General features: G+C 40.9%; 18 protein-coding genes. 11 read left to right on the forward strand and 7 right to left on the reverse strand.

All coding sequences use genetic code 11. From position 1 onward, the window contains the following. Positions 1–57 precede the first annotated feature (57 nt). On the forward strand, positions 58–1,077 hold the full coding sequence (nagZ, locus tag EAH57_RS02945) for a beta-N-acetylhexosaminidase (RefSeq protein WP_121928785.1): 1,020 nt from the start codon (positions 58–60) through the stop codon (positions 1,075–1,077). Between the two features lie 336 nt (positions 1,078–1,413). Continuing rightward, complete coding sequence (locus tag EAH57_RS02950; protein WP_121928786.1) at positions 1,414–2,256, forward strand: class I SAM-dependent methyltransferase; 843 nt, start codon at positions 1,414–1,416, stop codon at positions 2,254–2,256. A gap of 71 nt (positions 2,257–2,327) precedes the next feature. Here the strand turns inward: EAH57_RS02950 and EAH57_RS02955 are convergent, their stop codons facing one another. After that, positions 2,328–3,638: an alpha/beta fold hydrolase gene (locus EAH57_RS02955; RefSeq protein ID WP_121928787.1), complete on the reverse strand. Its 1,311-nt coding sequence runs from the start codon at positions 3,636–3,638 to the stop codon at positions 2,328–2,330. Between the two features lie 355 nt (positions 3,639–3,993). Here EAH57_RS02955 and EAH57_RS02960 point away from each other — a divergent pair, with 355 nt between their 5' ends. The 3 genes from EAH57_RS02960 (at position 3,994) to pta (ending at position 8,882) form a co-directional block, all read left to right on the forward strand. Further along, a complete protein-coding gene (locus EAH57_RS02960) occupies positions 3,994–5,259 on the forward strand; it encodes a glutamate-5-semialdehyde dehydrogenase (protein ID WP_121928788.1) in 1,266 nt (421 codons plus the stop codon). Between the two features lie 288 nt (positions 5,260–5,547). After that, positions 5,548–6,741, forward strand: a complete 1,194-nt coding sequence (locus EAH57_RS02965; RefSeq protein ID WP_121928789.1) for an acetate/propionate family kinase — start codon at positions 5,548–5,550, stop codon at positions 6,739–6,741. A gap of 14 nt (positions 6,742–6,755) precedes the next feature. Then, positions 6,756–8,882, forward strand: a complete 2,127-nt coding sequence (gene pta, locus EAH57_RS02970) for a phosphate acetyltransferase (protein ID WP_121928790.1) — start codon at positions 6,756–6,758, stop codon at positions 8,880–8,882. A gap of 67 nt (positions 8,883–8,949) precedes the next feature. On the opposite strand, the gene EAH57_RS02975 is transcribed toward pta, so the two are convergent. Together EAH57_RS02975 and EAH57_RS02980 are read right to left on the reverse strand one after the other, a co-directional pair. Next, complete coding sequence (locus EAH57_RS02975; protein WP_121928791.1) at positions 8,950–9,555, reverse strand: class I SAM-dependent DNA methyltransferase; 606 nt, start codon at positions 9,553–9,555, stop codon at positions 8,950–8,952. Between the two features lie 24 nt (positions 9,556–9,579). Next, positions 9,580–10,485 carry a DMT family transporter gene (locus EAH57_RS02980; RefSeq protein ID WP_121929121.1) on the reverse strand — a complete coding sequence of 302 codons (906 nt, stop codon included), beginning with the start codon at positions 10,483–10,485 and terminating at the stop codon, positions 9,580–9,582. 176 nt (positions 10,486–10,661) lie between these two features. Here EAH57_RS02980 and EAH57_RS02985 point away from each other — a divergent pair, with 176 nt between their 5' ends. The 3 genes from EAH57_RS02985 (at position 10,662) to EAH57_RS02995 (ending at position 14,661) form a co-directional block, all read left to right on the forward strand. Then, positions 10,662–11,522: a helix-turn-helix transcriptional regulator gene (locus tag EAH57_RS02985; protein WP_121928792.1), complete on the forward strand. Its 861-nt coding sequence runs from the start codon at positions 10,662–10,664 to the stop codon at positions 11,520–11,522. Between the two features lie 207 nt (positions 11,523–11,729). Beyond that, positions 11,730–13,256 carry a fumarate hydratase gene (locus EAH57_RS02990; protein WP_004672888.1) on the forward strand — a complete coding sequence of 509 codons (1,527 nt, stop codon included), beginning with the start codon at positions 11,730–11,732 and terminating at the stop codon, positions 13,254–13,256. Between the two features lie 148 nt (positions 13,257–13,404). After that, positions 13,405–14,661: a carbohydrate porin gene (locus EAH57_RS02995; protein ID WP_121928793.1), complete on the forward strand. Its 1,257-nt coding sequence runs from the start codon at positions 13,405–13,407 to the stop codon at positions 14,659–14,661. Between the two features lie 64 nt (positions 14,662–14,725). Here EAH57_RS02995 and EAH57_RS03000 read toward each other — a convergent pair whose 3' ends face one another. From EAH57_RS03000 to tig, 4 genes are all read right to left on the reverse strand, one after another. After that, positions 14,726–15,442, reverse strand: a complete 717-nt coding sequence (locus tag EAH57_RS03000) for a DUF2846 domain-containing protein (protein ID WP_121928794.1) — start codon at positions 15,440–15,442, stop codon at positions 14,726–14,728. Positions 15,443–15,604: 162 nt separating this feature from the next. After that, positions 15,605–16,915, reverse strand: a complete 1,311-nt coding sequence (gene clpX, locus EAH57_RS03005) for an ATP-dependent Clp protease ATP-binding subunit ClpX (protein ID WP_121928795.1) — start codon at positions 16,913–16,915, stop codon at positions 15,605–15,607. A 30-nt stretch (positions 16,916–16,945) separates the two neighbouring features. Next, positions 16,946–17,551, reverse strand: a complete 606-nt coding sequence (gene clpP, locus EAH57_RS03010) for an ATP-dependent Clp endopeptidase proteolytic subunit ClpP (protein ID WP_004672895.1) — start codon at positions 17,549–17,551, stop codon at positions 16,946–16,948. A 206-nt stretch (positions 17,552–17,757) separates the two neighbouring features. Then, on the reverse strand, positions 17,758–19,089 hold the full coding sequence (tig, locus tag EAH57_RS03015; RefSeq protein WP_121928796.1) for a trigger factor: 1,332 nt from the start codon (positions 19,087–19,089) through the stop codon (positions 17,758–17,760). Positions 19,090–19,468: 379 nt separating this feature from the next. Here tig and EAH57_RS03020 point away from each other — a divergent pair, with 379 nt between their 5' ends. The 3 genes from EAH57_RS03020 to leuA all read left to right on the forward strand — a co-directional run bounded on the left by EAH57_RS03020 (position 19,469) and on the right by leuA (position 24,615). After that, positions 19,469–21,688 (forward strand): TonB-dependent receptor, encoded by a 2,220-nt coding sequence (locus tag EAH57_RS03020; protein WP_121928797.1) that lies wholly within the window; start codon positions 19,469–19,471, stop codon positions 21,686–21,688. A 103-nt stretch (positions 21,689–21,791) separates the two neighbouring features. Then, entirely contained in the window at positions 21,792–22,475 is a 684-nt protein-coding gene (locus EAH57_RS03025) for a Fe2+-dependent dioxygenase (protein WP_121928798.1), read from the forward strand. A gap of 442 nt (positions 22,476–22,917) precedes the next feature. Then, the gene (gene leuA, locus EAH57_RS03030) at positions 22,918–24,615 is read left to right on the forward strand and encodes a 2-isopropylmalate synthase (protein ID WP_121928799.1); all 1,698 of its coding nucleotides are present in this window, start codon (positions 22,918–22,920) and stop codon (positions 24,613–24,615) included. Positions 24,616–24,618: the final 3 nt, after the last annotated feature.

Raw genomic sequence — 24,618 nt, forward strand, 5'->3', positions numbered from 1 at the left:
CAAATCATTGCACAATTTAGCTATCGTTTTTTTCATCAAAATTCAAACGGAATCCATATGATCGGCGCGTTGATGCTAGATATAGCTAGCACAGAACTTACTCAAGAAGATATTGAACTCTTACAAGCGCCACAAGTCGGTGGCATGATTTTATTTGGACGTAACATTGAATCCCCTCAGCAAGTTCGTGCTTTAACCGATCATATGCGTCAAGTCCGCCCTGACATTCTGATTGCAGTCGATCAGGAAGGTGGTCGCGTACAACGCTTAAGACAAGGGTTTACTTTACTACCTGCAATGGGTCGACTCGGTGAACATTATATCCACAATCCTCAACAGACGATTGAACTGGCAGAACAATGCGGCTGGCTCATGGCGATTGAAGTACTTGCGGTAGGTATTGATTTTAGTTTTGCGCCTGTTTTAGACCTGAATGATGTCAGTGATGTGATCGGTGATCGTGGTTTTGCTAAAAACATGCAAGATATCGTACCACTTGCAGATGCCTTTATGCGCGGCATGAAAAAAGCAGGCATGGCAACCACAGGTAAACACTTTCCTGGACATGGTTCAGTCAAAGCAGATTCGCATGTCGCAGCAGCAATTGATAGCCGTTCATATCAAGAAATCTATGATAAAGACATGCAAAGCTTTATTCAGTTGATGCCACAACTTGATGCGCTGATGCCAGCCCATGTGATTTATGATCAAGTTGATCCAAACCCAGCAGGCTTCTCACCATTTTGGTTGCAAAATGTTTTACGCCAACAACTTAAATATGATGGCGTTCTCTTCTCAGATGATTTAAGTATGCAAGCGGCGTGTGTAGCGGGTGGTGCTGATGCGCGTATCCAAGCAGCATTAAACGCTGGCTGTGATATGGGGTTAGTCTGCAATGATCGCGCTGCTGCTTGTACCGCATTAGACGGGATCCAAGCACTTGCTTTGCCAAATCAACAGCGTTTGGAACGTATGCGTGGTAAAATCCCAAATATTCAGGTGGGTACAACACTGACATTAGATGAAAACTGGCAAACCGTCAGAAAAGCCATTGAAGAATTTAAGAATTCGTTTTAACTTTACTAAGATTTTTTAATCTTTTTATGAACATAATTGAATCTTGCCGAGTGCTCATCTGATTGAAGGATTTTGCCTTCGGCTCGACTTACTTTTCAGGGGTGAAAAGTAAGCAAAAATTTTCGCAGCTTTAGTCGCTGCTCATAGGCTGGGGATACATCCTGAGCAATTTCAAAGCAACGCTTTGAAAGCAGCGCAAGACCAGCCCAACGGCGGCATCCATGCCGCCCACGATGCTAAATAACAAACCTAAAATCGGATTTTGTGGAAAAATCTCAATTTTAAAAAGAGATTAATTTTATATACCCAAATTAGGAAAAATAGAGTCTAGGACAGATGACACAACAACTTTCGAAACATCGCCACATTTCATTTACAGCGCACTATACGGGGTATATTTGGTATCAAATGGGGATTTCACACCCTGCACTTGCAACCGCAAAGGGAAAAACGCTTGCGGCATTAGTCCATCCAATTGAAAGTTGGGCGGAAAAATATGTCGGCGGCAGCATGCGAACCACCTTAAAACAACGGCACACCATGCTCGATACACATTTAAAAGCATTAATCGAACAGCACCCACATTTACAAGTGCTCGAAATTGCGTGTGGCTTATCCCCTCGTGGTTGGTGGTTTAGACAACACTATCCAGATATCACCTTTCGCGAACTCGATTTACCTGACATGGCCGCAACAAAACAAGCTGCGCTACAACAGATTGAAACACATGCAGATGAAGTACTTTCTGTGGATTTATTCACGGATGCTTTTGCAACGGCTTTTGAAACATTTGATCCGAATCGCCCCTTGGTCATTATCAGCGAAGGATTGATTAACTATTTTGATAAACCCTTATTACAACAGCTCATCAAGTCAATCGCTATCTATGGCAATCGCTTTAAAGAATTACATTACTTAACTGATATTTATCCAGAACCAACTCAAAACAAACTTGCCACCATTATTTGGAATAGCAGCCGCTTACTAAAATGGATGTCACGCAGTGCCTTTAGTTTTCATTTCAAAACGCCAGTAGAAGTTGAACAGTTTTTTAATGAAGCAGGCTTTAAACAGGTGCAAGTGCTGCAACCCAAACAGTTTTTTGAGCAAGTAAAATTAGAAAACAATGACCAGCATTTGGGTGATCTGGTTTGGATGATTCAAGCAAGTAATAAATAGCCCCAATAAAAAAGAGGAGTGACTATTATTTAGTCACTCCTCTTTTTTTAAATCTGTTCATAATGGTTAAATCAAACGAGTTTTTGACGCTCAATAAAACGAGTTAAACGTTCAGCAACGTCAAAACTACCGTGTTTAAACAAGATACGTAGACCTTGTTCAGTTATATCAAAAATTAAGCATTCAATTTTAAACTCACCTTCCTTATCAGCCAAATGCAAGGCTAAGTCACGTGGATGCTGACGAATAAAATCAAGTTGATCCAAGTCATCGACTTTCAAATACACACCAAAGAAAGTGATATCTACAATTTTAACAGCAGCTTCAGTATCTAAATGACGATGTGTCAATTTTGAATCTGGTTGTAAAACAGCAATTCGCTCTTCACCACGACGCTCAATCTGTTCCATTTGTTCACGCGTCATCGAAATAATGCCATCAAGATTATCGATGGACTCACCTTTCAAAAATGAGGTAAACAAATTCATGGTTTCTTTACGGCGTTGCAACTGCGGTACGTGATCTGCATTGGCAATCAAAGCAAACTGCATATCTTGGCACTGCAAAGCAAAATCTGCATTTTCATGTGGCAAAGTAAAGCTATCGTACTGTCCTGCTGCAACCAATGTTTTGCATTGTGGTACAGGTACATTACTTAAGCGTAATAAACGATTACAGTTAATTTCATAACGTTCACGCTCAGTGCTACTAAAATCAGCCATTTGTCTAAAGAACAGACGCTTTGCTGTCGGCGACATTCGGGTTTTATCAAGCTTAGCATGATTGACTAAATACAAAATCACAGCTTGACCAAATTCTTCCATGCGATCTTCACGCATTAAATGCAATGATTCTTCAAGCAACATACGCCAGCTTTTACGTGTCTTTTGCATCACGCCCATCAACACCATATGATCCATGAGCTCTGGGCGCTGATCAGCAAATGAAGATGCGATAACAGACCCTAATGACATCCCCATCATTGAAACTTTATCAATTCCAACGATATCGAGCCATTGCCCAAGCATTTTAGACAAATCTGGTAATTCTAGTATTGAAGCTGACGCACCTGTATCGACATTACGAATTTGTTGATTTGAGCCCATTGAAGGTAAGTCAATCAAGATAACAGGACCACTCTCGAAGAGTTGTTCAACACAATACTTATAAGAGTTAAAGTTTTGAAATGCGCCCCCGACAATTACAATCGGCGTGTTGTGGATCGTTTTAGGATCTGCAATTGCCATATATTCAATTTTCCAACCATCAATCCACGTTGTACGCGCTGGTTGTTTAAAACTGTTTTTATTGTAGATGTCAAAAAAACCAAAGCCTGTGAAGCTATGATTTAAATCCGAGTCCATTTGGATAATGGAATTCATGTCCTTCCTCCATCCTTGTTTATTTTTCTGTTGCAAGCATGTCATTTTTAGCGACCCTGACCTGCAAGTTAACAAATTTATAAAATTTGTATTACATTTATCCTATACTTTTTCATTCTATACAAATGCATGTTTTATACGCAATCATTTCCTTAACCACTTATCTTGTTTAGACCAATAATCTTTTGCAAAATATGTATTCACATCCCGATATTCGGTATATTTATCGCATAAAAATAAAAAAAATTGCGCCAATTAACAATTTGTAATTTTTTTGAATTGTCAGTTCCGCCTATTCATTGTTCGGCATTTGACTGTTACTATCTTTATAAATACATGCAATCATCAAAATGCTATGCAAGACTCTATTCAAAACTATATGCAACAGGTAGGTACTCAGGCGCGCCAAGCGTCAAGTATTTTAATGAGTGCATCAACTCATTTGAAAAATCATGCTTTGTCTGCAATTTATACCGCTTTAGAAAACAATCAAGCGCAAATTTTGGCAGCCAATCAAATTGATATGAATAACGGACGTCAACGCCAATTAGACAACGCGTTGCTTGATCGTTTAGAGCTGACCCCTACGCGTTTTAAAGGAATGCTACAAGGCTTAAAAGATGTAATCGGCCTCATTGACCCGATTGGAGAGATTACAGATCTCGCCTACCGTCCATCTGGTATTCAGTTGGGTAAAATGCGTGTTCCGCTTGGTGTCGTTGGGATGATTTATGAATCAAGGCCCAATGTAACCCTTGAAGCTGCATCATTGGCATTAAAATCTGGCAATGCCATCATTTTACGTGGTGGATCAGAAGCATTGGAATCAAACAAAGCTATTGCTCTTGCAATCCAACATGGCCTACAAATATCAGGTTTGCCTGAACACGCCGTTCAAGTCATTGATACCCCTGATCGCGCAGCAGTCGGTCATTTAATCACGATGACTGAATTTGTCGATGTGATTATACCGCGTGGTGGAAAAAGCCTCATCGAACGTATCAGTCAAGAAGCGCGTATTCCTGTGATTAAACATTTAGATGGTAACTGCCATGTTTTTGTTGAAGCTCAAGCCGATCTACAAAAAGCTTTGCCTATCGCACTGAATGCCAAAACGCATCGCTACGGTGTTTGTAATGCCATGGAAACGTTATTGGTAGATGAAGCAATCGCTGAGGAGTTTTTACCCCGTATTGCAGAACTCTATGCTGAGAAGCAAGTTGAACTGCGTGGATGCCCTGAAACACAACGCATTTTGGGTATATCAGTTAAAACAGCGACTGAGGAAGATTGGTATACAGAATACTTAGGTCCAATCCTTGCAATTAAAGTTGTAACAGGAATGAATGAGGCGATTGAGCATATCAATAAGTACGGCTCTCATCATACCGATGCGATTATTACGGAAAACTTTAGTCTGGCACGTGAGTTCTTGGCGCGAGTTGATTCAAGCTCTGTAATGATCAATGCTTCAACGCGTTTTGCTGATGGTTTTGAATATGGTTTAGGCGCAGAAATTGGTATTTCTACCGATAAGATTCATGCGCGTGGTCCAGTTGGTTTAGAAGGCTTAACTTCTCAGAAATGGATCGTTTTTGGAGATGGTCAAATCCGCCAATAACCTAAACCATCTCATTTAAACTCCGACACGATAAAGCGCATTAAATTGATCTTTATCGTGTTTTTATATATTTTCATACAAAAATACGGCGAAAACCAACAGATTAATCAAAAGAACATGTTATTTACAAACTATACTAAATAGATTGATTTATAAAACAGTTGTATAGGCTAAAGTCTATTTTGCCAATGCAACACCACATGCTAAAACATAGCGCTTGTTACTGCTTATTAAATGCAGTCAAACCAAGCTCTCATCATAAAATTAGAACTTGTTAGGTGGTCAAACGTGGCGATATCTGTACTGGTAATAAACTGTGGTTCATCATCTATTAAATATGCGCTTATCTCAGAACGTCGTGAAGATCGTATTTATGGTCTAGCAGAAAACTTAGGCGCAGCCGATGCTCGGATTAAAGGTATCACGCTTGGTGGTGAAGCACTTGAACTCTCGATTCCGTATGCAGATCATGCCAAAGCTTTAGAAACCCTGCTCGCACGTTTATCTAATTACAATCCTCAGGCCATTGGGCATCGTGTGGTACATGGTGGCAATATGACCCATGCTGAGCAATTAACTCAACAAACGATTGATCGCATTCGTGATGCGATTCCACTTGCACCTTTGCACAACCCCGCAAATTTGATTGGGATTGAGGCAACCATGGCGTTATTTCCACAACTCCCTCAAGTGGCTGTCTTTGATACAGCATTCCATCAAACCATGCCTGAACGCGCCTATCGCTATGCCTTACCACAATTTTTATATGATCAGCACCAAGTCCGTCGTTATGGCTTCCATGGTACCAGCCATGCTTATGTGACAGAACGTGCCAGTGAGCTAGCTGGTCAGAAAAATCACGGCGGTTGGCTCAGTGCCCACTTAGGCAATGGTAGCTCAACTTGTGCGGTTTGGAATGGACAGAGCCTTGATACCTCGATGGGCATGACCCCACTTGAAGGGGTGGTCATGGGTACACGGAGTGGTGATGTTGATCCAAGCTTACCTTTATTTTTATCCAATAATTTAGGCTGGGATATTCAAAAAATTGACAGCATGCTCAATAAAGACAGTGGCTTACTCGGTTTGTCAGGGCTCTCCAATGACATGCGTACGTTGGTTGAAGCATCTGAAAATGGACATGAAGGTGCAACACTCGCGATCGAAGTCTTCTGCTACCGACTCGCAAAATCTTTATCGGCATTGAGTTGTGCCCTTCCTCGCTTAGATGGTTTAATCTTTACGGGTGGGATTGGTGAAAATTCTACCGATGTGCGTGAAAAAACCTTGGCATATTTACCCCATTTCGGTTTGCAGTTTAGTCAAGAGAAAAACAATACTTTAGCCCGTGGCACTGAAGGCCGGATCGACATGGGTACAGGTCCACAAATTTGGGTGATCCCGACAGATGAAGAAGGTCGGATTGCCAAAGAAACACGCCAAGTCCTTGAACAAGGTTCTGAATTCCTAAACTCTAAATAAAAAATAAGGTCATTATGAATACGATTTTACTCATTCCCACAGGTGAAGGTGTTGGTTTAACCTCTGCTTGTTTAGGTATGGTTTATGCACTGGACTGTAAAGGAATCAATGCTGGTTTCTTGAAACCTTTTTCTCAAATTGCAGATATAACCGTTGATCGTACCACTACTTTATATCGGCACTTATTTCAACATCACGCTGTAGAGCCGATAACCTATGATCGTTTAACCCAACTCATCGCACTGGGTGAAACCGATGAGTTGTTGGAAGAAGCCGTGGCATTACATCGCCAAATTGCGGCGGATCATGATGTTATTATTGTGGAAGGCCTTGTTCCCAATGGACAAGATCATTTTGTAATCGAGGTCAATGCCGCTCTCGCGCAAGCACTAGATGCTCAAGTGGTCTTGGTCAGTACCGCAGATTTAGCTGATCCACGCAAAACGGCAGAAAGAATAGATGCCCACTTACGTCAATTCGGTGGTGCAGCATCCACACGAACCACTGGCGTGTTATTCATGCGAACAAAGGGACTGCCTGAGGATACCGCTGCAATCCCTGTCACGCTTGATCCAAGTTTACGCTTAGATCAAAAAATAGCTGACTTTTCCTTAGAGCTTCAACACTACAATCGTTTTATCGGCACAGAAGCATTGCCGATTATTGGTTTAGTTCCTTTTAGTAATATTCTCAGCGTGCCACGAAGTTTAGACATTGCTGAAATCGTCAATGGTACATGGTTACATCAAGGTGATGCCAAACATCGCCGCATACTGCATACCAGTTTAATTGCATCCAATATTGAATCTGAATTACACAAATTTGTTGCAGGCGAGCTTATTATTAGCGCCTCTCAACGTACCGATACTTTGCTTGCTGCAAGCCTGGCTAGTAGTAACGGCACTCCATTGGCGGGTTTAGTACTCACCGAGAAATCCCCACCCTCAGAAAATGTATTAGAATTCTGTCAAAGTGCGATTAAACAAGGTTTACCAGTTTTACATACTCCACTTACGACATTAGAGGCACTAAAAAAGCTCAGTCGTTTTGGTAATGAAATTCCAATTGATGATACCGAACGAGCGGAACAAGTCACCCGATTTGTTTCCAGTCATATTGATAGCCAGTGGCTTGATCAACATACGCAAAATAATTTACATCCACGCCTATCTCCTTCCGCATTCCGTTATGAGTTAGTGCAAAAATCAATTGCAGCCAAAAAACGTATTGTGTTACCTGAAGGCGATGAGCCTCGCACCGTCCAAGCAGCTGCCATTTGTCAGGCACGTGGCATTGCACAGTGTGTGTTATTGGCTAAACCAGAATCGGTGGCAGAAGTTGCGAAAGCACGCGGAATTCAAATTCCAGAAGATTTGCAAATCATCGATCCTGATAGCATTCGAGAGCAATATATCGAACCGATGGTCGAACTGCGTAAAGGCAAATTGGATGCACTTCAAGCCATCGCCCAACTCCAAGACACGGTTGTACTCGGCACGATGATGTTGGCATTGGATGAAGTGGATGGTTTGGTATCAGGTGCGATTCATACCACGGCGAATACGGTTCGCCCTGCATTTCAACTCATTAAAGCAGCACCGAACTACTCATTGGTATCTTCCATCTTCTTTATGCTGTTACCAGATGAAGTCTTTGTTTATGGTGATTGCGCGATTAATCCCGATCCCACGGCAGAACAACTGGCTGAAATTGCGATTCAATCTGCTGACTCTGCCAAAGCGTTTGGGATTGATCCAAGAATTGCCATGATCAGTTACTCAACAGGAACCTCTGGCACGGGGGCTGATGTAGACAAAGTTCGTCAAGCCACTGAAATAGCGCAACAACGTCGACCAGACTTACTGATTGATGGACCACTACAATATGATGCGGCTTCGGTTGAAAGTGTTGGACGTCAAAAAGCACCTGATTCACAAGTGGCGGGGCGTGCCAATGTGTTTATTTTCCCTGATTTAAATACTGGGAATACCACGTATAAAGCGGTACAACGTGCTGCCAATGTGGTCAGTGTCGGTCCAATGTTGCAAGGCTTGAATAAACCAGTCAATGACTTATCTCGTGGTGCATTAGTTGATGATATTGTGTTTACCATTGCGTTAACGGCGATCCAAGCAGAATAACACCACCAAATCCAAATTACCGCTTTGATTAAAACAGCTATTTATCTCAATAAATAGCTGTTTTTCTTTAGATAAAGCGTGCCAACCAAACCGTATGCCCTGCACACTCAGGATCTTCCGCCACCATCCTGATTACTTCAAATCCATGTTGCTTTAATAAAAGACGATATTCATCTGCCGATAAACTGGCATGGTACAACGGCTCACCAAACATCTCGCCGATTGCCTCACCATGTGCAGGTCCACTGGTAAACATTAAAACTGTTCCGGTTCTGGCATGATGCGCAAAAGATGCAAACATTTTTCTTTGATCATTGTGCGTGAGATGAAAAAAACTATCCCAAGCAAAAATCCCTTGAAATTTCTGATCAGCGTAAAAATGACGAAAATCTTGCTGTATCCATCTCTGCTCAGGAAAATTTGATTGTGCCATTTCGATCATTACATCTGAGGCATCTACGCCTGTGATCTGATGCCCATGTTCAATCAAATATGCCGCGATGGGTTTGGCTGAGCCGCAACCCAAATCCAAAAGCTGGGAATGTGATGGGATCAAAGCAAGAAATTGATCTAACCATGTTTTTTCATATAAATGGTTGCCTCGACGCTCCGTCCAAGCACGGCCATGTTTTTTATAAATATCAATAATATTTTTTGCCAAATCTGCTTGCATTCCTGTACTCCTGTTCAGTCTGGGCTAAGCCTGTTTTGACCGGGTCAGCACGTTTGGCTGTGGGCTTTTAATAAAGAAAATCGCATTGCCACATAGAATCAAAATCACACCTATCATGGCATTGATATGCCATTGATAACCTTCCCATATCGTTGAAATGACCAAAGCCACCAAAGGAAATAGCAATGTACTATATGCTGCCTTTCCTGCACCAATACGTCCAATCAAATAAAAGTAAGCCGTAAATCCAATCACAGAACCAAACACTGCTAAATAGAGTAAAGCTGTGATTGCGCTCAATTGCATACTTGGGAAGAAGTTATCTTGCTTAAAGCCCGAAATCAATGCCATTAATATCGCACCATAAAGCATGCCATAAGCATTAGTGGTGAAGATATCCAAACCCTGCTTTTGATGTCGAGTACTGATCATATTCCCCAGAGAGAAACCATAAGTGCCTAATACACACAACCCAATCCCAATCAGAGTATTACGATTTAAGTCAGCTCCGATCACATCATGCCAAAATAGAGCAATGATGCCGAGCAAGCCCAACAAAGCAGCGGGATAAAAACGTGCTGAAACCTGTTGAGCAAAGAACAGTTTGGCGTTGATGACATTAAAGATCATCGCCATAGAAAAAATAACAGCTTCTAAACCACTGCTAATATATTGAACCGCGTAATAAAAACAAACGAAATTCAAGCCAAAAACGCATAAGCCTTGTAGTAAACAGAACAAGTGATCTGTACGATTTAGCTTTTGCAGTTTTCTACTCAAGATGACAAAAACAAATAATATCATCGCAGAAATAAAGAAACGCCAAAACACGGCAACATTGGCTGCGATGCCACTTTGCTGTTGCAAGCTAATCGCAATCCATGTTGTGCCCCAGATCATCACAACCGAAGCATATAACAGCGCATTCATATTTTCTAAACCCAAAATCATTTGCACTATTTTGCTTTGTCTTAGATCACGATAGCTTGCATCATCTTGCGTTCACTATCACCAACTTGCGGTTTTCTATTTCTTCTGTTGCATCGATAACAATTATGTATTAAAAATCGCTACACTAGTCACATATCTAAAGCTTTGAGTAGAAGATGAAATATCAGATTCTAGATCAATTACAACAATATAAAGCCCAATTACTCGACTCGGTAGAGTTGGGTTCAGGCATGCAATTGGCAATGTGGCAAAACAACCAAGATCGTGTCAATGTCTGTAGTAACCATCACACTTTAAGTATGTATATTCAAGGCGGCTATCAGAGTTATCAGAAGACTGCTCAAGGTTGGCACAATGGCGGCGGGCCAGATCGTATGTGCCTCATGCCACAAGATTTTGACTCAACATGGGATCTGCGTGATTCACTCACGTTTGTGCATCTTTATTATACTCAACAGCATTTACAACGTGTGGCGGAACAAGTCTGGGATCGAGAGCCAAGTCAAATCACGCTCAACCCACAAATCTTTGTATCTGACCCACATATCTCGATGATTTACCGACATTTCCTACTTAACGGGGCATGGGGTAATCACGAAAACCATTTACAAATGAGCACCGCAACCACGCTATTACTCAACCATCTCATTAAAAATTATAGCCACACACAATGGCAAGTACCTGTGGTAAAAGGAGGCCTATCACCTTATGTGCTAAAGCAACTTTTAGAATGGATCGATCAGCATTTATATCTCAGCCTCACACTGTCTGATTTGGCGCAACAAACGCAACTCAGTGAATATCATTTTGCACATATGTTTAAACAATCCATGCAGATGCCACCACATCAATATGTGATGCAACGTCGCCTAGAACTGGCGCATCAAGCCCTACAGACCACCCGCTTAAATCTCACCGAAATTTCTGCGCAATATGGCTTTAGTTCAAGTAGTCATTTTAGTAATCGCTTTAAAAAGTATTTCGGCTACTCTCCCTCTCAATTGAGAATGAAATAAGGTCAATTTATATTGCCAATAAACGACGTTCATGATGATTGAGCCGCTTTGCGTTTCCCCATCGGGAAGAACATAAGAGATTTAGCAAGAAACCGAAACTCACATCTTTCAACCATTAGCCAAATACATGCTAAAACTCCCACAATGCAGACTTTTTGTCATATAATTTAGCCCGCCAGCTAATCGCCCGCTCAAGAGAATTTTGATATGACAACGATCATCAAACAAGATGACTTGATTACATCAATCAAGGATGCCCTGCAGTTTATTTCTTACTATCACCCACAAGACTTCATCCAAGCGATGAGCCGTGCTTATGATCGTGAAGAAAACCAAGCTGCAAAAGATGCAATTGCCCAGATCCTCATCAACTCACGTATGTGTGCTGAAGGCCATCGACCAATCTGTCAAGATACAGGGATTGTCAATGTTTTCCTTGAAGTGGGTTTAGACGTTAAATTTGATTTAAGCATGAGCTTAGATGATGCAATCAACGAAGGTGTTCGCCAAGGTTACTTAGAGAACTCAAACGTCCTCCGTGCTTCTGTTTTGGCTGATCCAGCTTTTGGTCGTAAGAATACTAAAGACAACACCCCTGCCGTGATCCACTACAAACTCGTACCGGGTAACAAAGTGGATATTACCGTTGCAGCGAAAGGTGGCGGTTCAGAAAATAAATCTAAACTTGCCATGCTCAACCCATCTGATTCAATCGTAGACTGGGTACTTAAAACTGTTCCAACCATGGGTGCAGGCTGGTGTCCACCGGGTATGCTCGGTATCGGTATTGGTGGTACTGCTGAAAAAGCCATGATGCTTGCAAAAGAAGCGCTCATGGAAGAAATCAACATGGACGAATTACTTCGTCGTGGTCCACAAAACAAGATGGAAGAACTCCGTATCGAGATCTTCGAGAAAGTGAATGCACTTGGTATTGGTGCACAAGGTCTTGGTGGTTTGACCACAGTTCTTGATATTAAAATCAAAGACTATCCATGCCACGCTGCGGGTAAGCCAGTCGGTATGATTCCGAACTGTGCGGCAACACGTCACGCGCACTTCCAACTTGATGGTACTGGTGTTGCACATATCCAAGCACCAAAACTTGAAGACTATCCTGCTGTTACTTGGGATTCTTCAAAATCAACACGTGTGAATCTGGATACCATTACCCAAGAAGAAATGAATGCTTGGAAGCCGGGCGATACTTTATTGTTAAACGGTACGATCTATACGGGTCGTGATGCTGCACACAAGCGCATGGTTGACATGTTGAACAATGGTGAAGAACTACCTGTTGATTTAAAAGGTAAATTTATTTACTACGTGGGTCCAGTCGATCCAGTGGGTGATGAAGTGGTTGGTCCTGCTGGCCCGACAACTGCAACCCGTATGGACAAGTTTACCCGTCAAGTGCTAGAAGCAACTGGCTTATTCGGTATGATCGGAAAAGCGGACCGTGGTCCGGCTGCGATTGAAGCGATCAAAGACAATCAAGCAACCTACTTGATGGCCGTTGGTGGTGCAGCATATCTCGTATCGAAAGCAGTACGCGAAGCTGAAGTGGTTGCATTTGCTGACTTAGGTATGGAAGCGATCTATAAGTTTGTGGTTGAAGATATGCCTGTTTCTGTCGCGGTTGATGTGAATGGTACATCGATCCATGCGACAGCACCAAAAATCTGGCAAGCAAAAATTGGAAAAATTCCAGTGGTTGATGCAGCACAAGCTTAAACTCTCGCGTATAAACAAAATATAAGTGCTATTCACTTTTAAGGCATTGAGGCTAGCCTCAATGCCTTTTTAAATGTTTGATATTTGAAAATACGACAAAAACTCTATTACACTGCTTAAACATCAAAAAAGGAGAACTCTCAATATTATGCTTTATCAAAGATTTTTACTTTTATCTTCACTTGCTATTTGCTCTAGCAGCTATGCTCATACTGAACCTGACTTACAGCAACAAATAAATAGCCTAAAACAACAACTTGCTGCACTCGAAACCAAACTACACCAACAACAAACCAAAGCATTAGACGAACAAGCTGAGACCACTCGCACTGAAGCAAAAAAAAGTAAAGTCGATGTTGGCGGTGCAGTTCGTGCCAATTTAGGCATTAACTCATACGAAAAAGGTAACAAAGACCGTCATGGCGATTTTGACTTCGATATGATCGCACTCAAATTTAATGGCAATGTCGATGACATTCTACTCGGTGCAGAACTGCGTTTTTATGACTACATGACAACCGTCAAATATGCTTGGCTAGGTTATGAGTTCATACCTAATTGGGAAATTAAAGCCGGGATTACACCTGTTCGCTTTGGTAATCAACCCTATAATTCTCATAGCTACTATTTCAGTCCAAACTACTATATTGGTTTAGAAGATGACTTTGACCTTGGGATCCTCGTTTCACGCCAAATGAAAGATAATTGGCGACTCGATTTAGGTTTTTATAAAAATGATGAATTAGGGGGCGTTGACGGTTATGTCGATGATCGTAGTAAACGCTACTCATATGATGTTGTTGGCGTACGAGCTAACGATGAAGATATTTATGCTGAACCAACGCAAAAAATCGGTGAATACAATACGCTTTCAGGTCGCGTAGGTTATCAATTTGATCTCGGTGGGATCTCCAGTGAAATCGGAACATCTGCACTTTATGGTGGACTGCATGACAACCAAAAACGCGTCGGAAACTACCATGCATGGGCAGTTCATCTCAATAGTAATTATCAACGCTGGAACGTTCAATTACAGCACAGTCAATATGACTACAATGTCAACAACAATGCGGATCGTATGATTGTTGGCGCATATGGCTTCTATGACTCCATTGCAGCACAAGCCAAATCCTTAAGTGCCAATGTTGCCTATACGCTGCCCGTTTCTTTGGGTCCGATTTCACAACTGCAATTTTATAATGATTACGGCATGATTTATGACAAATCTGATAATAGCCGTGACACCTTTATGAACACTACCGGTGTTGCTGTTTCTGCAGGGAATTTCTTTAGTTACGTTGATTTTGTCAATGCAAAAAATCAACCTTTTATTGGGGGAAGCGTTGCAGGCGATAGCTCTAAAACTGAACAACGCTTTAATATTAATCTAGGCTATTATTTCTAAGCCTTAAACTTTTGCAGAAGGCACAACCGAATTGTGCTTTTCTGCATAGATAATTATGAGAACATTACCAAGTCAAAGGATTCCATAACTTAAATGGTTTGACCAAATGTACCTCTGATTTTTCATCATATTTTTCAGGTTTAAGCTCTTGAGGCTTAGAACGGATCTTGCCAGATTCATCCTGTGCCACAAAATTATAGCTTGATGATTTTAAGCGTGTAAATGCAATTTCTTGACGAGCAACTTTTTCAGGCGTTGGCATAAATGGACCACTCGGCTCACTTCGAGAAATCTTATTTTCTTCATCATATTTAATGAAATAAGTTTGCTCAGCATCAACGCTAAAATCGATGTATTTCGGTTTTTGAAAATGTAATCCAACCAAAGGACGGCTCACGCTCAATCTGTAAGTGCCTGCGGGTAATTCTAGCCAATAATAATGATTGTGCAACAAACTTGGAATACGATGACCATTGATAAATAAGTTTGCAGCAGCGATTTCCTGACGATTCCATCGCGTATCTGGACGATAGAGATAGACCACCGCTGCTTGTTGATTTTGTGGCTTAATCGGTGAGAAATGTTGCCCTAACTTTTGATTAACCCAACCTCCGACAGTAAAACCACCGATGTGGTATTGATCAAATAAACCAGGTTCTTTTTCAGTATCAACAGGTGGTAGCGTTGCGGTCAGTGCTGTTGGATTCTGTTCAACTGCCTTTTGACTCTGACAGCCAGCCAATACCCCTGCACAACATAATGACAATATTAAATAACGCATGACATCCCTCAAGGCGTTTTCTTGGATTTATTTTTAACTACGCAACACTATGCGGTTTTTTCAATTTTTTAAGATTAACACCTCAATGCCCAATTGCAAATAAAAAAAGCATGAAAAGCTAAGCCTTTCATGCTTTTTTAGATAAACGATAGATCTTTGGCGTTACGCCGATTTAGAATCTATCACTTTTAAATCTTTCTTTTCACTGACTTCAGAATTCGTCACTTGCGGTAAACGCTCTGCTTTAAACGTCGGTTTAGCTGTACCATTGATCACAGCTTCATCCACAATCACAGTGCCCACATCTGTACGACTTGGCAAATCATACATGGTTTCAAGCAGTACATTTTCTAAAATAGAACGTAGACCACGCGCACCAGTATTACGCTCAAGTGCTTTTTTTGCCACAGCACGTAATGCAGATTCATCAAAGACCAAGTCCACATCTTCCATCGTAAACAGATGTTGATATTGACGAGTTAACGCATTTTTAGGTTCTGTCAGAATCTGCATAAGCGCTTCCTCATCCAGTTCCTCTAAAGTTGCGATCACAGGCAAACGACCAATAAACTCAGGAATCAACCCAAACTTCACAAGATCATTTGCTTCTACCTGACGGAATAATTCTGATACTTTCTTCCGATCATCTTTATTCTTCACATCAGCAGTGAAACCAATACCGCCCTTTTCTTGACGTTGTTGGACGATTTTTTCCAAACCTGAAAATGCGCCACCACAAATGAAAAGAATATTGGCAGTATCAATTTGAATAAATTCTTGTTGAGGATGCTTACGACCACCTTGTGGTGGGATAGAAGCAACAGTCCCTTCAATCATTTTCAATAATGCTTGCTGTACACCCTCACCCGATACATCACGAGTAATGGAAGGGTTTTCAGATTTGCGTGTAATCTTATCGATTTCATCAATGTAAATAATACCTTTCTGGGCTTTCTCTACATCATAATCTGCTTTTTGCAACAGCTTCTGCACGATATTCTCAACATCTTCACCGACATAGCCTGCTTCAGTGAGTGTGGTCGCATCTGCCATCGCAAAAGGAACATCAAGTAAACGAGCAAGTGTTTGCGCAAGTAAAGTTTTACCCGAACCTGTAGGTCCAATTAGCAAAATATTACTTTTCGCAATTTCAATTTCTTGATCTTTATGACCTGATTGACCCGCTTTCAAGCGTTTATAATGGTTATAAACTGCTACAGATAAGGTTTTCTTTGCAATATCTTGTCCAATAACATACTGATCTAAGGCAGCACGTATTTCATGTGGTTTAGGCAAGGCTTTGCTTGCCCAATCACCAGCTTCGACCTGTTGACTGGTTTGTACCAAATCCAAGCAGACATCCACACACTCATTACAAATATATGCGTCCTCACCTGCAATCAGTTTCCCGACTTCAGACTGCGTTTTACCGCAAAATGAACAATGTTTTTGTCCTTGAGGATGTTCGGACATATTTACTCCAATTCTTGAATCTTTAGAAAATTACGGGCGCTTACTTAAGACTTGGTCAACTAAACCATATTCTTTAGCTGCATTTGCAGTCATGAAATTATCACGATCTGTATCACGAGCAACAGTTTCATAGTCTTGACCACTATGCTCGGCCATTAGACGATTCAAACGTTCTTTAATAAAGAGTATTTCACGTGCGTGAATTTCAATATCTGAGGCTTGACCACGGAAACCACCTAATGGTTGATGGATCATCACACGCGCATTTTCAAGACAGTAACGCTTGCCTTTGGCACCTGCATTTAACAGGAATGCACCCATTGACGCAGCTTGGCCCATACAATAAGTCACTACATCAGGTTTAATAAACTGCATAGTGTCATAAATCGCCATCCCCGCAGTCACAGAACCGCCAGGGGAATTGATATATAGATGAATATCTTTTTCTGGGTTTTCAGCTTCTAAAAACAGCATTTGCGCAACGATTAAGTTGGCCATGTTGTCTTCCACTTCCCCGGTCAAGAAAATGACACGCTCGCGTAACAAGCGTGAAAAAATATCAAATGAACGCTCACCGCGAGATGACTGCTCAACGACTACTGGAACTAAAGCATTATCAATTGTTGGAACATACATACGTTTACTTATTCCTAAATTATTGTGACACGATCTATGCCAACAATATGAGGGATAATCAATGAAATTGCAAAAGGTTCAATCTGAAATATTCGATTATTTAGACTAAAATCTGGCAATTTTTTGACAAATTAACACTTTCATAACATAGACAAAGACCGATAAAAAAAGGCGCTTACGCGCCTTTCTTCTCAACTCTTGATAGATTAGCCACGGCGAGCTTGTTGCTCTTTCAATAAGTCTTCATAGCTTACCGCTACTTCATTTACTTTAGCAGCTGCTAAAATATGATCAACAACTTGGTCTTCTAAAACCACAGCTTCAATTTGAGCACGTTGCTGTTTGTCAGTTTTAAAGTATTCAACAACTTCTGTTGGATCTTCATAAGAAGAAGCCATGTCATCGATATAAGCTTCTACACGCGCTTGATCAACTTCAAGTTTCGCATCAGCCATTACTTTGCTAACCAACACACCGAGTTTAACTGATTTTTCAGCTTGTTCTTTGAATAGCTCATCAGGAAGCATGCTGCTATCAAATGATTGCGCACCTTGAGCACCAAACTGTTGGGTAAACTGTTGGATCATTTGTTGACGTTGACGGTCAATTTCTTGAGCAACCATTGAAGCTGGTACTTCAATTTCGTTTGCAGCAACAAGCGCATCAAATGCAGCTTGTTTAATTTGGTTACGAAGACCGTTACGAACTTCACGATCCATGTTCTTGCGAACATCAGCTTTTAACTTTTCTAAGCCTTCTTCTTCAGTCACACCAAAAATCTGTAAGAATTCAGCATCAATTTCAGGAAGCTTTGGTTTTTCAACTTGCTTCACTGTGATTTTGAATTGAGCAGCTTTACCAGCCAAGTTTTCAGCTTGGTAATCTTCAGGGAAAGTCACGTCAATAACTTTCTCTTCGCCTGCTTTCATGCCTACGATACCATCTTCAAAACCTGGGATCATACGACCTGAACCAAGTACCAGTTTAAAGTCTTCAGCCGTACCGCCTTCGAACTTCTCACCATCAACAGTACCTTCAAAGTCGAAAGTCACTTGCATGTCTTTCTTCGCCATACCTTTGGTTACAGCCCAAGTTTGACGTTGTTTTTGCAAGTTTTCGATCATGGTATCAACGTCTTTATCGTTGATTTCTGATGATTTACGCTCAATTTCCAAATCAGCAAAAGCTTTCACTTCAACTTCTGGATAAACTTCTACAGTTGCTTCGTAAACTAAAACATCATCTTTGTTTTCAACTTTTTCAATGTTCGGCATACCGACAGCATTGATTTTTTCTTGTTGAATTGCTTCAAAAACGGTGTCACGAATGATGTCATTCACAACTTCTTGATAAATGCCCGCGCCATATTCACGGCGCACTACATTTAAAGGCACTTTACCTGGACGGAAGCCGTTGATCTTCACAGTTTTGGCAGTGCGCTGTAAGCGAGCTTCAAACTGCTCGTTAACACGGCTCGTCGGTACAGAAACATTTAAACGACGGGCAACGCCCGAAACCGCTTCAGTCGTTACTTGCATGGCTTCCTCGATATATAAGTAGTAACAATTTTAAAAGTGCCACATTATATGACAACTTTGCTGATATACAAAATTAGTCAGGCATTCTAGCAGCAAAAGTGAATCCGAGCATCTCTACCAACTCGCCTCTTTTAATTAATTTCAGTGATTATTCTAAATAGGTGAAAATTGCATATACGCAAGGTTAATTACTCCACCATAAGAAATGATCGTATTTTAAACAATTAAAATCCACACGAACTTACACTTTATTACACTATTCTATTTCTTTTTCCAAAGTTATATGATCTAAGATCGTTAAAACCAATCCCAAACAATTGCATATAAAAATAAGAATAATTATTATTTGCATGAATTTTAAGGTTTACATGGATACGATATGTCTTCTTTTATCAGAACACGTAAGAAATTTGTTTCTTCTGCAATTGCATCTTCTCTCTCAATGATCGCAACAACAGCGATTGCTCAAGATAAAAGCCAAGTGGTTCAGCTTCCAACGATCCATGCAGAAGCAACTGTTGATGAATTAAAAGTCGATAAATCTGCAAATGCAAAGTATGTAGCTCCGTTAAAAGATACACCAAAAACTATTTCGGTTCTTTCTCAAAAACTTTTAAAAGAAACCAATTCAAATACATTATTAGAAGCATTACGTAATGAGCCTGGTATTACTTTAGGGGCTGGTGAAGGCGGTGCACCTTATACAGATATCCCATATATTCGTGGTTATAATGGGCAAAGCGCAATCTATGTTGATGGTGTGCGTAACTCAACCACTCAAAATCGCGATATGTTCGCAATCGACCAAGTAGAAATCACCAAGGGGGCAAGTTCTGCACTTACTGGTGGTAGTGGCGTGGGTGGTAGCATCAACTTGATTCCTAAAGTTGCTCACGAGGGTGATGAATATCAAGGCACTGTTGCTGGTGGCACTGATAACTATAAACACATCGTACTTGATACAAATAAAGACTTTGGTAATGGTATCGCAGGTCGTGTCATTGCAATGGGTCACGAGAATGAAAAATCAGGCCAACACAATGGTGCAGAATATGCACGTGTCGGCTTAGCGCCAAGTATTGCATTTGGTTTAGGTAGTGACAATCGTGCAACGCTGAGCTATTACTTCTTGAAAAGCAATGATGAGCCAGATTCTGGCATTCCATTTGATGGAAATAACGGTGGCAAACCAGTTAACGTCAAACAAGGTTCATATTATGGCTGGAAAGATCGTGACTTTGATAAACGTGAAAATCACATCGGTACTTTAAAATTAGAACACGATTTTAATGATGATCTAACTGTAACGAATACAACTACATATAGTCGCTCAAAAGCAGACTACATGTATACCAATCCAGATGACTCAAAAGGTAACATTTATAACGGCAAGGTTTATCGTCGTGCAACTCAGTCAATTCGTGACACAGAAGCATTTACCGATCAGTTGTCTTTAGCTGGTAAATTCAATACAGGTACACTCGCTCATAGCTTTAATGTGGGTGCAGAATACAACCGCGAAAAAACTAATCGTGGTAACTATGATATGACTTACTCTGGTTATAAGGGTTCAACCACTGCTGGATTTAACGCTGACTGTGCAAATAATGATGGCTGGTGTACAGATCTCGATAACCCAACACCAAACGATGCTTGGCTAGGTTCACTGAATCCAAATAAGAAACAAACCACTCTCACCAATCAAACTGTGTCTATTTATGCATTAGATAGTATTGAGTTCAACAAGTACTGGTTACTCAATCTCGGCGTACGTTGGGATCAATTTGATACCAACTTAAAATACAATAAAGATGTAACAAGTCGTGGTAATACCATTACTGCTGGCACAGAGTATTCAAACGATACAGATTACTTCTCTTATCAAGCTGGTGTGGTATTCCGCCCTACTGAACATGGTAGTATTTATGCGAGCTACGCAACATCAGCCAACCCTGTAGGTATCGACCCTGATATTGATAGTTTAAGTGAATCAACAAAGAACTTAGAGCCTGAAAAAGCACGCACCTATGAAATCGGTACAAAATGGAGTCTTTGGGAAAATCGTGCCAATGTAACTGCTGCGATCTTCCGTACAGAAAAACAAGATACTCGTATTACCGATAGCTCAGGCTTTTCTACAAATGCAGGTTCAAGCAAAGTTGATGGTTTTGAAATTGGCTTGACAGGTCATATCACTGATCAATGGGAAATGGCGATTGGCTATAGCTACTTAGATAGCAAACTTGAAGAAGGTGGGATCGTCAGAAATGAGCAAGTTCAATCAGGTGGCCCAATTCCATTTGTCGCAAAAAACAGTGCAAACTTGTGGACAACCTATCAAATCTTACCGCAATTCACTGTAGGTGCAGGCGTGCAGTACCGCGATAGAGTTTACACATACCATGACCAGAGCCGTGTATTGCCAACATTTATGATTTACAATGCAATGGCTAAATATAATGTTAATGACAACATAGATTTACAGCTAAATATCAACAACCTCTCTGACAAACGTTACTTCACGAGTGCACATGCTCGCCATTATGCAAATGAAGGTGATGGTCGTAACGCTGTATTTGCGATCAACTTTAAATACTAAGACTAAATCCCATAAGTCTATTATGGAATTTATCTAAGTTAATATAAAATAGCCTCTACTAAGAGGCTATTTTTATCACTATCTATTCAAAAGGATATGTTCTGTGATTCATCATATACCTAATGTATTAAGCAAAGAACAAGTTGCAGAATTCCGCAAAGTGATGGAAACAGCAAACTGGATTGGCGGTAAAGTAACAGCGGGTACACTCTCCGCATCTGTTAAAAAAAATCAGCAACTTTCAGAACAAGACCAGCTTACCCATCATTTAAGTGAAATCGTGATGCAAGCCATTTGGAAACATCCAACTTTCCAAGCCGCAGCTCTACCACGACAGATTATTCCCCCATTATTTAATCGCTACGATGAACATGAGACTTTTGGTTTTCATGTCGATAACTCCATTCGTTTGATTCGTGGTACGAGTCAACAAATTCGAACAGATTTATCTTGTACACTTTTCTTGAGTGAACCAGAGGAATATGATGGCGGCGATTTAGTGATTGAGGATACTTATGGTTATCATGAAGTAAAACTCCCTGCGGGTGATGTCGTTCTCTACCCCTCCACCAGTTTGCACGAAGTCAGTAGCATCACGCGTGGCACTCGCTTTGCTTCTTTTTTTTGGGTACAAAGCCTCATTCGCGAAGACCAAAAGCGTCATATGCTATTTAATTTAGATGAAAGCATCCGCCAGCTCCGCAAAGATCACGGCGATGACTATTCAGAAGTGATGAAACTCACCAATCTCTATCACAACCTCATTCGTATGTGGTCAGAACTATAAAGTTCTAGTGTTAAGAAATAATTTATTTTCCCATTTTTATAGAAATTATGGGAAATTTTTCTCATAATTCTTAGAATACTGCAAAAAATAGAAAAACATTTCCCACTTGTTCAAATTAAAATGTTTTATAGACCTTTGCAGTCGCTTGTATTTTCACCTAGACTGATTTTGATTAGATGATTAATATAGTTGCAAAACCAAATAACTGATTTGAATGGTAGATAATGAAAACAAATCACGGCGTTACCGATCCGTCATATACAAAACATCTCGCTGCTCTCCTGATGCTGCGCCTCGCGCGCGTATAAATCTTTTTGCCTAGTTCTTTAGGCACTCGAAACACAAATCCTCTTTAAATTGATTCTGATAGACACCATATATATTTATAGTAGGTTGCATTTAGACTAAACATGCAACCCTTGCTATAACAAGGAGTTACCTAATGATGTTGGCTGACCCAAGCAAAAAATACCGCCGTATGTACCAACAAGTGGATTTACCAGATCGTCAATGGCCGAATAATGAAATCAACCAAGCACCGATTTGGATGAGTACAGACCTTCGTGACGGTAACCAAGCGATTTTTGAACCGATGAACATGGAACAAAAATTCAAAATGTTCAACATGTTGGTCAAAATTGGCTTCAAACACATTGAAATTGGTTTTCCATCTGCATCTCAAATTGACTTCGACTTTGCTCGTAAATTAATTGAAGAAAACTTGATTCCAGATGATGTCTATATCGAAGTTTTGGTTCAAGCGCGTGATCATTTGATCGAACGTACTTTTGAAGCATTAGTCGGAGCAAAACGCGCGATTGTGCATATCTATAACTCAAACTCACCGACCTTCCGTCAAAAAGTATTGAATGTCGATGCAAACGGCGCGAAACAACTTGCGATGAATGCGGCTAATAAAGTCAAAGAATATGCTGCACAATATCCTGCAACTGAATGGATTTTCCAATACAGTCCAGAATGTTTCTCTGCAACTGAATTAGAAGTCGCGAAAGACGTCTGCGATGCGGTTACTGAAATTTGGGAAGCATCACCAAGCAATAAAGTCATTTTGAACTTGCCTGCAACGGTTGAGGTTTCAACGCCAAATGTCTATGCCGATCAAATCGAATGGATGCATCGCAACTTGGCACGTCGTGAGGGCGTGATTATCTCGGTTCACTGTCACAATGACCGTGGTTGTGGTATTGCTGCGTCAGAATTAGCGATTATGGCAGGTGCTGACCGAGTCGAAGGCTGTGTCTTTGGCAATGGTGAACGCACAGGAAATGTTGATGTTGCGGCGATGGCATTGAACATGTATAGCCAAGGTGTTGCGCCAAACTTAGATTTTTCAAATATCAATGAAATCATTGCCACTGTTGAAGAATGTACTGGCTTACCTGTGCATCCACGCCATCCATATGCAGGCGATTTGGTCTTCACGGCTTTCTCTGGTTCTCACCAAGATGCCATCAAAAAAGGCTTCGAATTCCAAAAAGACCAAGAAATGTGGGATATGCCTTACTTACCAATTGATCCGAAAGATTTAGGCCGTGACTACGATGCGGTGATTCGTGTCAACAGCCAATCAGGTAAAGGTGGTATTGCATACTTGTTAGAGTCGAATTACAACGTGGCTTTACCGCGACGCGTGCAAATCGAATTTAGCCAGATCGTACAACAGTATACCGATGAAAATGAGACTGAAATCAGTGCCCATCAGATTTGGCAATTATTCCAAGACACGTATGTAGATGTGAAAAACAGTCATTATCAAACTAAACATTATCAATTGTCTGATATCAATGGCAAACAAATCATTGAGTTAGATATTGAAATCGAAGGCGAAGTTCAACGTCTCCGTGGTGAAGGAAATGGTCCAATCTCTGCCATGTTAGATGCCTTACAATTACCAATCGATGTGGTGAACTACGAAGAACGTAGTATCAGTTCTGGTGCAAATGCAAAAGCACTTGCGTTGATCGAAATCCAAGTCAAAGGTACAGGTAAGAGTGCATTCGGTGCAGGCGTTCACGACAATATTGTCACCGCATCTATCGAAGCCATTATTGCATGTACCAACCGATTGATTGAGCAAGGCGTATTGACCACTGAACAGGTGGTTGCCGCAGCCATCTAAGGT

The sequence above is a fragment of the Acinetobacter sp. 2JN-4 genome (assembly GCF_003687745.1).
Classification (GTDB): Bacteria; Pseudomonadota; Gammaproteobacteria; order Pseudomonadales; family Moraxellaceae; genus Acinetobacter; species Acinetobacter halotolerans.